Raw genomic sequence first — 12906 nt, 5'->3', positions numbered from 1 at the left:
GCTGCCGCTCACGACCGCCTTCATTCGGCCAAAAGCGGTAGGTGAGGTACTGCGCGAGTCCAATCCGCTGCAACTGCCGCACCTGATCGACGGCCAATAAGGGGGTTCACAGATGGCGGCGTCCTGATTGACGCCGCCTCAGGTCATTACACGACCACGTTCAACAGCAACACCACAATCAAACCGACTACGGCGACGATCGATTGCACCACCGAAATGGTCTTGGTGGCTTCGCCCATCGTCATGCCAAAGGATTCCTTCACCATCCAGAAACCTGCATGGTTGGCGTAGTTAAAGAACAGCGAGCCGCAGCCAATTGACAAGGCCAGCAGCGGCAGGTTGAGGCTGGGATCAGCACCGGCAAGCGGCGCCAGCAAGCCGGCAGCCCCCACGATACCAACCGTGGCGGAACCGGTAGATACCGAAAGCAACATGGCGATCAACCAACCGAGGATCAGCGGAGGGAACGCCGACTGCTGAGTCAGGTGCACAATCGCATCGCCCACTTTGGCGCTGGTCAGCAGTTCCTGAAAGGCACCGCCGCCGGCGATGATCATGATGATCGAGGCGATTGGCTTGAGGCTCTTGCCCAGCGATTCTCGCAATTGCCCCGCATCGCCGCCGCGGGCGAGTACCAGACTGGCCCCGGCGAACAGCACGCCCAGCAGCATCGCTATCAGCGGATTGCCGAGGAAACCGGCCATTTTCAGCAGCGCATTGTCCTTGGCCAATACCATCTCGGCAACGGCATGGATCAGCATCAGGATCGCCGGCAGCAAGGCTGCCAGCACGCCAAGGTATACGCTGGGGCTTGGTTTATCGTCGGTTTTTTCAGCCAAGGTGAACTGATCCAGCAACACCTGATCTGGCCGAGTGCTCATGCGCGGGGAAATGAAGGCGCCATACAGTGGGCCGCCTAAAATCATGGCCGGGATAGCCGCCAGGAAACCATAGAGCATGGTCGGCCCGACCGAGGTTTTCAGCGCGGCGATGGCAGTCAACGGGCCAGGGTGCGGCGGGACCATACCGTGCATGGCGGCCAGTGCGGCAATCACCGGAACACCGACATAGACATACGCTGAACCCTTGAAGCGCGCCTGACTTTCCAGTTTGCGCGCCACGCTGAAGATCAGCGGCAGCATGATCACCAGGCCGACCTCGAAAAACATAGGAATACCAATCACAAACGCGACCATCATCATCGCCCACGGAATCATCCGATCCGATGTGCGCTTGAGGATGACCGCAGCAATCTGCTCGGTGACGCCGGCGTCAGCAAGAATTTTGCCGAGCATCGCCCCCAGCGCGATGACCACCCCCACTGCCCCCAGTGTCTTGCCGGCGCCGGCAACCAAGTGGGAGACGATGCCATCTGGCTCCATACCGGTTGCAAAGCCTACGCCGACGGAAACTACCAGCAAAGCCAGCAGCGGGTGCATTTTGAGGCGCGAGACGATCAGCGCTACCAGCACCAGGACGCTGATCAATGCGGTCAGTAACAGATCTATATCTAAGGGAGTCATGAAAGGTTCTCGGTTGGGCTGGTGCCCAAATTCTTGTAGTGGGTGAGATGAATGGCATCTGCAACGGCTAAGTTTCAGCGTTCGACTTCCTAAAAACCGAATAACCTTCGAGGCGCTTGCACCAGCAGCGAGTCGCTGGCTTGCGCCGAAAGTTCCAAGGCTTGCAACTGGTCGACGACGGTGGCGAAATCGATGCTTTGCTCATGCTGCGTATGCGGCCAGTCGCTGCCCCATACCAACTGATGCAGGCCGAAGCTTTGTTCCAGCAATGGTAATGCCCTTCGAGCGAAGTCAATGTTATGTTGTGGCGTACCTCCCAAACGATAGATTCCCGATACCTTGATCCAGATCGAACCTTTTGATCCGGCCTCAAGCAATTCACCAAACCCGGGCTGATCGAGATCCGCATTCGCGTCCGGCCGCCCAAAATGATCAATCACCAACTTCACGCCGAACGGCGTCAATTGCTTGATCAGGCCCGGCAGATCCTTGACTTCCCGGTGCAACTCAACATGCCAGTCGAGATCAGCGATATCGCTGAAAAACCCTTGCCAGGCACTGTCACGAAAATCAGGTAACGCCTTGCCGATCAGGTTCAAGCGCACGCCGACCACGCCCACTCGAGCCATGTCATTCAAGGTAGAACGTCTGACGCTTGGCTCCAGCACCACCACACCGCGCAACTGCTGCGGCGCTTGCTTCAACGCCGCCAACAGGTAGCTATTGTCGGTGCCAAGGAAACTGGGTTGCACCAATACACCGTGACTCAGACCATACGTTTGCAAATGCTCAAGGTACTGGCCAAGCGTGGCGTCGTACTCAGGGGTGTAGCGCCGTGCACCGATCAGATGCAGATCACGGTCGAACACATGGGCATGGGAGTCGATGCCGGTGATCGACTTGGAGCGGGTATCTGACATGGGTTTTATCTACTGAAGGTTAGGATCATCACGCCCGAGCGCGTTGATTGCCGTTGATACCGGCCGAAACGGAGGTGGCATTGGCTTCAAGGTCCCTGCCCCGGGTTTCAGGCAGGCACAGTGCGGCAAACACCGCCACGCCGTAGGCGATCCCGGCATCGATACCAATCGCCGAACCCAGCGACACGGAGTCACTCATGTGCCCGACCAGGAATGGAAATACAGCGGACAGCACCCGGCCAAAGTTGTAGCAAAAGCCAACGCCGGCGCCGCGTACATCGGCAGGGTAAAGTTCGTTGAAGAGCGCTCCCAGACTGGCCGGAATACCGGCGGCGAAGAACCCCAACGGGAACCCCAGGAACAGCATCTGCGTATTGGTCAGCGGCAAAAATACGTAGCACTGCACCGTGACCACGCAGCACAAGGCAAACAGCACAATATTTTTACGACGGCCAATGCGATCGATCAAATAGCCGCTGGCCACACAACCACACCAGAAGGCGAAGATGATCACCGCCAGATACGCGCCCGAGTTCAGCACAGAGAGATTGCGCTCGGTCTTGAGGAAGGTCGGCAACCAGGTCATTACCGCGTGATAGCCACCGTGCGCGCCCAGTCCCAGCAGCCCGCCAAACAGGGTCACGCGAATCAGTTCCGGGCGAAAAATGCCGGCGAGCGACTTGAAGAAACTCTGCGGGATGGCGTTGTCTTTTTGCAGACGCTGGAAGCTGTCCGGCTCCTCAACATTACGACGTACCCAGATGATCAGGAACGACGGCAGCAACCCAACAAGGAACATCACACGCCAGGCCATGTCTTGTGGCACAAAGGTGTAGATCAGCGTGAACACCCCGACCGCCAGGCCCCAACCCACCGCCCAGGCACTTTGCACAGTGCCCATGACCTTGCCGCGATACTGCGGATTGATCGTCTCGGCCATCAACACCGCGCCGGCCGCCCACTCCCCGCCGATCCCGAAACCCTGCAGCGCTTTGACGATCAACAGCTGATTGAAGCCGGTGACAAAGGCCGAGAGAAAGGTGAAGAACGAGAACCACAAAATCATCCACTGCAACGTGCGCACACGGCCATAGCGGTCAGACAGCGTCCCACCGACCCAGCCACCGAATGCCGAGGTGACGAGGGTAACGCCGCTGATCAATCCGGCATCGCCCTTTGTCAGCGCGAACGCGGCGATCAGCGCCGGAATCGCCAGACCGAACATTTGTACTTCCAACGCGTCGAGCGACCATCCGCCGAAGCAGGCCCAAAACGTTTTGCGCTCCCGAGGAGTGACTTGGCGATACCAGCTGAACATGATTCTTATCCTTATAGGTGTTACGCAAGGCAGCCGACAGCCAACCGCACCGCGACAGGGTCAGCTTTGGCAAACAAACAGAAATCGGGCGGCGATCTAGCCGCCGCAGAACGCTCCGCTACGCAGGCAGACGTCAGCGAATATCCACGCTGTAGCGGAAGTGCTCGGCGTGGCCGCGCGAGCGACGCCATTCCAGCGGGCTACCCGCGTAATCGCGGGCCAGACGCTCGATCACGATCACCGGGCTGTTGACCGCTACCTGGAGCAATCGGGCATGCACGTCATTCACCGATTCAGCGGTCAGCGTTTCTTCAGCCGATGCAACGACCTGTCCGCACACTTCTTCGTAGATCGGATACAGCAGCGGCCCTTCGCGACTGAGGTCGATTTTCAGCAGCGCCTGAAACCGCTGGCGGGGCAACCAGATTTCTTCGGCGAGCACCGGCTTAACATCAAGCAGACGCACACGGACAATACGAATGACCGGCGCATCGACGGGCAACCCCAGCGCTTGCGCTACGGCCGAAGGCGCGGCAACAGGCTCTATCGAGAGGATGCGACTCTCCGGGACCTGGCGCTCACCAGAAACAGTCTGGAATCGGAAGAAACGGAACAATGAGGATTGAAACTGCGCCCGACGAATGAACGTCCCTCGCCCTTGCTGACGCTCCAGAATGCCCTCACTGACCAACGCATCAATCGCCTTGCGCACCGTGCCGGTGGACAGTTGGTATTCCGCAGACAGCGCCGCTTCAGTAGGGATCGCCTCCCCCGGACGCCAGCGATTATTGGCGATCTGATCAGCCAATTGGTCACGCAGGCGTTGATACAGCGGCAGTCGGGCATCACTGGATAAAGAATTCATCGACTTTATTCACCTTGTTATCTAGTCATCTATATGAATATTGCGGCGAGTATTTGCCCAGATAACTTGCCTGTCAAGGAGGGGCTTTTCGTCCTGCTGACGAATGGCTGCCCCACTGCCCTTCTCATAGACATGCGGGTTTTCGCCGGCAATGTCAGATTCTGGCCGAATGCGAACAGTCAGGAGCGACAGCTATCGGCCAGAAGCGGACGTTCGCACCTGGCCGCTAACGGCCAACAGCGAACAGTCGAGATCAAAGCTAGAAGGAGCCCAGAACAGAGCAGACTCTGGGCTCGTGTTTTTCCCTCTCCTCAATAAGCAAAAGATAAACTGCTAGAAGAAGGCGAAGGTTGTTAGTTTCATCTATGGGAAAGGCTGCTTATATTTAGCGAGACGCACCAGCCTCTTCAATAAAAGGATTAATTATGGAAAGGCGATTTGGCAGAACGTGCGCCGACACCCAAATACCTTCAGCGACGGGCGTTTCATCATTGCTTTGTTCTATGGCAAGGACAACCGGAGCGCCCTTGCGCTCGCCTACCGCGATGGCCTCCTCAGCGACATTTGTCAAATGCACCATACGCCGCGCCATAGGTATTACTCCGTCCCTCACGATCCTATCGAGTACGGACCAGCTAGACCCGTGATACAAAGCAGTTGGTGTTCCCAATTTGATACCGGCATCGATAACGACTTTCAGTGTATGCCCGTAAAGAGCTCTAATTCGGCCGTCTCTTACCTCGAATCTTGGCTCGCCGGGATGTTCTGCAATAGCGAGTAAATGACTCGAATCCACTTCGAGTGAGCGAGCTAAATCCTCCATGCTCGCAAACCCTGTGTTATCCACAGGTATTCCGTTGCTCGGGCCGTAATGGCGGAGTTGATAGGCCATTGCCTTACTCAATCGCCTATGGTCATGGCTTGGCGCGGATTCAGTTGCTTCATTCTGTTCTATGCGGGAGAGAGCCTGAAGCAGTTCCCGCGCCAAATTTTGGATTAAGTCAGTGCAGCATTCTGAGATCAGGCCACAGAGCTCCCGCGCATGACGTCTCAGGTGCTTCCCCGCCTCTTTTTCCGTTCCTAGTCGCAGGGCCCGAGTAATAGCGAACCACCCGTATGCGACAATTAAGTCTGATTCACTAAGTGCATGGCCCATTCGGCTGAGATATCTTTTCATAAGCGCAATTCGCATGCGCCAGCCGTCCAAGTTCGCTTGTATAAGCGCATTATCTTCTATGAGTTGGACAACATCGTATCCAATCGGTATGAACTCACTAGACTCAAGATCAATGGCTACGATACGCCCAGCCGGGTCAACTATCCAGTTTGATGCATGACCGTCTCGTTTTCTAACCAGCGGTAGCTCTCCAGGAAAAAGTGTACGCAGGGAGTCTACAAAACGGTCAGCTTGTTCTTGCTCGAAGAGGCTCCTCGACCACATTTTGAGGTAGTCTTTTAATGGTCGCCATGCTGATTTACCCTCCGGAGGTCTTCCTGCAACGCTATGATAGATAGCGAGCAAGTCTGTGATCGGCTCTAGTACGGCTAAAGCCTCTTCCGCAGAAAGCTCGCTCACCAATCGTCCCGCTGCTCGCTGAGATACGTGTACCCATCGCCGCTCGTCTTCAGACGGAACTTCAACAATCGCGAGCGAACGAGGCACTTCAAACAGACTCGTATCTCCCCGAGAAGCGATCACCTTCCGTAACGAGGTCAACATCGCCGCCTCGTGGTCTGCCTTTTCTTTAGTGGTACGCTTGAAGACGAACGTTTCAGAAAGAAATCCGCGAGCGTCAGCAACAGCGAACACCTCGTTACGCCCACCCAAATTTGATCTTGCGTAGATTGGGGAATTTAAGGCTAGGATAGCTGCCTCACGCCAACTGCCTGAGGTATATGACGTTTCACCACCTGAAAGCCCATTTAGGTAGTCCTTCACTCGCGCTATACCGATTCTCGGAAGCGGCCAAGTGGGATGTTGATTACAAAGTTCAGAAAATATATCTTGAGCACGGTGAGCCAAGTTTAAATCGTCAGTTCGCTTAGCTACTGAAAGTGCCGCGGCTCCAGCCTCCCATTGGACGTGCCGATTAGACCGAACCATTTCAGAGAGTGACCTTGTTACATTTACGTACCTAGATAGATCATTAGGCTTAAGAAGATCTGATGGACCATCTACCATTTGACGTAGAAACTGTGCGCTCAACACGGCAGCTGGCAAAGACCCTCTATCTGTCAGCAGGTATTCTAAATTATTAATTACACATCTAATAATTCCCCACAATTTAGGAGAAGGCTGTGTAGCCATTAATGCGAGCAGTCCCCTTGGTATTGCCATCGACCTTGCTGGCAGACTCAACTGCGTCTGTTTGGCCGCTTCAACTATGGTGGATAGAACGCGGCAACGCGCTTCATCAACTGATCCCCTCGGGCGAGAGTAGGCCAGCTTACGTTTCGCTATCTTTAGCTGTTGGAGTCTAACGCTTCCAATGCCGGAGCCTGAGAGCAACGCTAGACGGAGGCGGGCCTCAACCTCAGCAAGTTCTGATCCCTCAACGATATTTGGATTCTCCGAAAGTAGCCTTAGCGCATCTTGCAGAAGGTTTTCGTCACCAGTTTGGTCAAATTGTTGAACCAAGAGCTCAAGTCGGTAAGTAAGTGTTTCAGGTTTCAGATTCCCAAGAGTCATAGACTCTTTAGAATAAGATAATGCTCTTGACACAGTGGCAGGCGAAACTTGAACCCATCGCCCGATCATTGCGACGGCAGTTGCATACTTACCGGTAGCTATTCGCTTAGCAGGTTCACCTAATTCTTGACTTTCGATGGAGAACCTAAATTCGGAAAGGGCAACCCGGTACCGTGCAATGGCTACGTCAATCTCATGACCTGCGAAACTTCCCTTAGCATCTTCATATAATGCGTCAGCGGTTCGATGTGCAATATTGGCTAATGACTTCGAAAAAAAGTCTATCCTAATAGACCTTAATGAATTATACATACCAACAGGGTTTCGTCGCATATGTTCAAGTATCAACATAAACACTGGCGATGGGGCTATCTCTTTATCTTTCAGAATTTTTCGCCACATCTCTGAGGCTGCAGCGTGTCCGTCCGCGTTGAAAAGTAAGAGTAAATCCGAATGCCTTGGGCTTGAGGTGAGCCAAACTGTTGAGGAGGGTGAGCCAAGGTAGCCAAGAGTACTAAGGACTTCTCCCAAGTTTGGCGCCCAAGCGTTCAATGCATTTAAATATTCTTCATTTGGCGTCATGATCAATCCATTTTCCACGAGCTGTTGAGGTTATTTCGATCACAAAAAAACAAAACTTTCTGTTAGTCCTGAGCTACATAATGCTTAGCTTCGATGCTCAGGGTTAAAGACTATTTGAACATTCAATGCGACTAACGGGATCCAGGCGTCCGGAAACGAGTGGGATCGTAGAGGCGCAACGCTACTATGGCTCAATCCACCTCGGTTACTGGCATTCCATCCACGCTGGATGTTTGGACAGCTAAATAGTATTTGGGCAACTGCTATTGCGCTCAGAAACGCCTTTGATCCGAGCACGTTCGAAAGACTCCTTTGGTCGATAGGTGTCATTCACGAACCACCGCAGTCGGCCACTAGCGACCATTGCTCACCTTGAAGAAATTGCGAATGTCACAGGCAGGGTTGATAGCGACATCAACTCTGGGGCGTGCACCTGGGTTGCCCTAAATAATCTAGTCATAACTCAGTGGCTAATGGCCTATGGACATCCCCAGAGCATTTAGCGACATTGGCAATTACCACCGGGTAAGCGCACGCCAGCGCACCTGCCAAGCGTTGAGTTGATGGGATGAGATTTAATGTACTTGAGACAGCTAGAGGTTGAGGGCTTCAAGAGTTTCGGCAGGCGTTTCACGGTTGAGTTTCATGAAGGGTTAAACGTATTGGTTGGGGAGAATGGGGCAGGTAAAACGGGCGTGATCAACGCGTTGCGTCAGCTGTTTCAGGATTCTGAGTCCGGTAAACGCTCGATCAGCGAGCGCGATTTTCACAAGTCGTTCGAGCTTGACGCCGCGCCTGCCTCCAGTTTCGCCATCACGGCGACGTTTGGCGACCTCAGTGTGTTCGAGAAAGTAGCACTCGACTCTTGGTGTGGTGAGCAGGACGAAGCGGTACTCAATCTGACCGTGCTCAACCGCGAGTTGCGCGGTCGCTACAGCCAGGAGCTTTGGGGTGGCGCAATCAGGACTGGAGCCTTCAATCAACAGACGCTGGAGCTAATTCACTGCATCTACTTGCCACCGTTGCGTGACGCAGAGCAGAAGCTGCGGGAGGGCCGGCAGTCCAGATTATCCCGGCTGATGAAGGCATTGTGCAAAGATCAGTTACAGGCGTGTGCTAAAACCCAAACATTGCATCCGCTTGAAGTAAAAGTCGCCGACTTCAATTCTCAGCTGGCGGCTGAACAAGACATTAAAAGGGCAAATGACCTGATATCCAGTAGTCTACGCGCCGCCTTGGGAGAAAGGTTGTCGCAAAACACTACGATCCAGTTTTCGGAATCCAACTTCACCAGGATCGTCGAAGGCTTGCGTTTGCTGTACTTTCCGAACGCGTCATCTGCCGAGCTGTCGCAGTTCCGCTCGCTGGATGAAAACAGCTTGGGCTACAACAACTTGCTCTACATTGCCTCCATCCTCGCCGAGTTGATCGTCGAGGATGGGGAGGGGCCGGGGGAGCGCACACTGCATAAGCTGTTGTTGATTGAGGAGCCGGAAGCGCACCTGCATCCGCAACTGCAAATCAGGCTGTTAAAGCACCTGCAGGAGGTGGCCCTCAACAAGAATATTCAAGTAGTAATCACTACCCACTCCACGGTGATTTCGTCGGCCGTCTCCATCAACAACATCATCCATATCAACGGCGGAGCTGAACCACTCGCCGTTCCTGCGCGTTTTTGCGGCCTGGCGGAACAAAGTCGACGATTTATCGACCGCTGGCTGGATGTCACCAAATCCAACCTGCTTTTCTCCAAAGGCGTCATCCTTGTCGAGGGCGTGGCAGAGGCCATTGCGCTGCCAGAGCTGGCGAAAATCGTGCTTGCTAATCGCGGCAAAGGGTTGAACACCTTGGAGGATTACGGGGTGTCAGTCATCAACCTCAATGGCATCTATTTCGCCCATTTCATGCAGCTGTTTTGTGAGGTTGATGGGCAGTTGCGCAGCCGTAACCTACCTATTCCCTGCGCGGGCCTCACCGACAAGGATCCGGCGAAAACCCATAAGGTGCGGGTACAGGACCGGTCGACGTGGCCATCAAACCGCACCCAGGGAATTTGGCCGCCGGAACAAATCCTGCTCTGGGCCTGATTCCCACCATAGCGACATCCCAATACGGGCGCTTGTTTAGTGGCGACCTTAAAACCTTTGAGTATGACTTGGCGATGACGGCAGGCAATCTGCAACTGATGCTGCAGGTAGCGTACGACAACTGGCCCACCGATGGCCCCGTCAAAGCTGCGTTCCAGGACATGCTCGCGGCCGATTTCGTGGCCCTGACCGAGGCGCAGAAAGCTGAATATGCCTACGAGCTTCTGGAGCGTATTGATTCTACCAACATGGGGAAGGGGCTTTACGCCCAGCTACTGGCCGACAAGCTCGAGCAGGGTGACTACGTCTTTGCCGTACCGCGCTATATCCAGCAGGCAATCTGTTGGGCCTGCGCTATTGCTGAGGAGGGATCTGAATGACCTTTCCGAGCGACGACCAACGTGGATATCTCGGTTCCTCCATTGACGACAATATTTACTTGGAGGCTTGTCCAGGGAGCGGGAAAACCGAGGTAATTGCTGCCAAAGTGGCACGCGAAATCGAGGGTTGGCAGGGCTATCCGGGGGGAATCGCACTGCTGTCGTTTGCCAACAGCGCGGCCAACGAGCTGAAGAGCCGGCTAATTGCTCATAGGCAACGGGCACCGGTGGCCTACCCGCACTGGGTGTCGACGATTGACAGCTTTATCCTCAATTGTCTCGTGGCGCCCGTCGCCCATCGGCTCACCGGATATGCTGGCAAAAACGACGACTTCCGGTTGAGGTTGGTCGATGCCACGTCAACGGTTTACATCAAAACCAAGTACGCCATCGAACACATCCGCGTTCCCGCCAACCAGTATGACTTGGATCTGGCAACGGGTAAGTTTGTCTTCCGAACGGGGGAACCTGGGCTGGACCGCAAGCTGAACGCCGTTGTATTGGCGGATTGGCAATTGCGTGACCTCAGGGAGGCCAAGACACGTTTTAAGGCGGCCGGTTTTGCCACCTATAGGGATGTTGAACACCTCGCCATCCAGGTCTTGCAGGAGGAAAAGCTGTCAACCTTTTGCGCACGACTTGCCCTGCGCTATCCATTTCTGGTGATCGACGAGTGTCAGGATCTTTCGGTTGAGCAGTTGACCATCTTGGGAGGGTTGCTGGGGCTGGGCGTGAAAATGCACATCGTGGGGGATCTCAACCAGTCGATCTATGGATTTCGCCATGCAGATCCCGCACGTGTCATGCAGTTCATCCGCGATCATGGATTCACCGGTCTGCAGTTGTGTCAGAATTTTCGCAGTTCTCAAGCCATTGTCGACCTCTGCTCCGAACTGGTGCCGGGAAACAAAATTCACGGCAATCCAACGATTCAGTCGGCTGCACCAGTGATTGTCGAATATGATGATTGTCCCTCGGAAGTGATGCCGCTGTTTATGAGCCTCAGTGACAGCTACGCGAACCGGGTGATCGTCTCGCGCGGTCATTCGACGCTGAGCCGGTTTTGCTCCGGTGCCAATGACCTGAACGATACCGAGCGTTTGGCACTGGCCTGCGCCTTGGCAGGCAATGATTCGGCAATCGCCATCCAGAAGTCGCTTGCGCTGTTTGGAGTGTGGCTTGCCAGCAAGTTGGAGTATTCGGCAAAACCCAACTCCTTCCATTGCCCTTTGGATGTCGAGTCCGAGTTGGAATGGCGCTTATTTCTTCATCAGGCTTTGGCATTTCTCACAATGACAGGCGCCTCAATCGCAGGCCAGCACTGGCGCGGGTGGTGCAAGGTCGCCAAAGCTCGTCTTTATGAACTGCCAAAGCAGGCCTTTGTCATCGCCGATATTGCCGTAGCAATAGCACCACTGACAGCACTTGGATTGCGTTCCCCCGCGGGCCTCGGTGAGCAATTGGTCACTCAAAGACTCTCATTGGTGACGTTGCAAGAGAGCAGCATCCGGTTGGCAACAATTCATGAGATCAAAGGCGAAACCCACGAAGCGACCATGCTTGTCTCAGCTTCCAAGCGAGGGGATCAGTCACATTGGGCCGACTGGATTGGTGATCGGAACTCAGAAGCGGCAAGGCTCGCCTATGTGGCGAGTTCAAGACCCAGAAATCTCCTAGTCTGGGCAGTCAAGAAATTGAAAGCCGCAGAGCGAACCACCCTTCAAGGGCTCGGGTTTCATGTAGCTCGGCGATAATCCGTCAACCGAAAGACGTCGCGCCTAGATAGTGTTTCGCAAGGGGCCACGGATTGGCTGCTACCTGCAGTCGTGTTCATATCTGGTCGTTTCTCAATGCCGTCCTGTCGGTTGGCTGTTATATCGAAAGCAACAATGAATTGCGGGCTCAGGGTTTGAGGCGTTCGCTTCCTTCCTTGGAGTGGCCACGCTGCAGCCTCGCACCGTTTCCGGCGCGCAGATCGGACGGTGGACGCAATGGTGGCGTTTTGCTAGTTTCGTTCTCGGTCAGTTCCATTTTCCACCGACAACGCGGGCAAGCCAGCATATGCGCACGATTTTAAAATACAGGACACGGGTCGGCACGTTCTTCATTGCTCAAGCGGCAGATGGCAGATTTCATCCAGTGTTCGATCACGAGAGTCTAGGCAGTTATCAGAGCATCCTGCACGCCATTGATGACTTGTCAAACGACGCCACCAGCTCCGTACTCCATCCAGAAACGTTTGAACTGCTGGACACTTCCACCCTTGGACTACCGGATGATCCTAGAGACTGGGAACGGGTATAGGTCCGTTCAAGTCGGGGGCTACCGCCACGTGAGCGGCCAAATTGAAAATGCCGCTGCGCAGCATCAGTCATCAGGCTCAAAAGCCAGTACCCAATGCCAAAGTCTGGGCAAGTGACGATCTCGATACTCTAAAAAGTGGTCCAGTTCCTGAACATTGATGTCGTGCGTTTCTGCAACTCCATTCAAGGGCGATCATTGCTCAACATCGCGGGTCGTTCAAATCCCTCTGTAAAAAACA

At 54.4% G+C, this 12906-nt stretch carries 6 protein-coding genes and 1 pseudogene; 2 read left to right on the top strand and 5 right to left on the bottom strand.

Annotated elements, in window-relative coordinates:
* Positions 1-146: 146 nt before the first annotated feature.
* From OK411_RS13890 to OK411_RS13870, 5 genes are all read right to left on the bottom strand, one after another.
* Positions 147-1523, bottom strand: coding sequence for a GntP family permease (locus tag OK411_RS13890; protein WP_122692702.1), 1377 nt, complete (start codon positions 1521-1523; stop codon positions 147-149).
* Positions 1524-1612: 89 nt separating this feature from the next.
* Complete coding sequence (locus OK411_RS13885; protein ID WP_264365153.1) at positions 1613-2443, bottom strand: amidohydrolase family protein; 831 nt, start codon at positions 2441-2443, stop codon at positions 1613-1615.
* 28 nt (positions 2444-2471) lie between these two features.
* Entirely contained in the window at positions 2472-3761 is a 1290-nt protein-coding gene (locus tag OK411_RS13880) for an MFS transporter (protein ID WP_264365152.1), read from the bottom strand.
* Between the two features lie 133 nt (positions 3762-3894).
* Positions 3895-4626: a GntR family transcriptional regulator gene (locus tag OK411_RS13875; protein ID WP_264365151.1), complete on the bottom strand. Its 732-nt coding sequence runs from the start codon at positions 4624-4626 to the stop codon at positions 3895-3897.
* Positions 4627-5011: 385 nt separating this feature from the next.
* Positions 5012-7897, bottom strand: a complete 2886-nt coding sequence (locus OK411_RS13870) for an RNA 2'-phosphotransferase (protein ID WP_264365150.1) — start codon at positions 7895-7897, stop codon at positions 5012-5014.
* A gap of 578 nt (positions 7898-8475) precedes the next feature.
* Here OK411_RS13870 and OK411_RS13865 point away from each other — a divergent pair.
* Positions 8476-10364 (top strand): annotated as a pseudogene (locus OK411_RS13865) (ATP-dependent nuclease).
* Entirely contained in the window at positions 10361-12118 is a 1758-nt protein-coding gene (locus tag OK411_RS13855; RefSeq protein WP_264365147.1) for a UvrD-helicase domain-containing protein, read from the top strand. The pseudogene OK411_RS13865 and the gene OK411_RS13855 overlap by 4 nt, the downstream one beginning before the upstream one ends.
* Positions 12119-12906: the final 788 nt, after the last annotated feature.

Origin of the sequence: Pseudomonas sp. RG1, assembly GCF_025910115.1 — a bacterium.
GTDB lineage: Bacteria > Pseudomonadota > Gammaproteobacteria > Pseudomonadales > Pseudomonadaceae > Aquipseudomonas > Aquipseudomonas atacamensis.
This window is presented reverse-complemented; position numbering and strand designations above follow the sequence as displayed.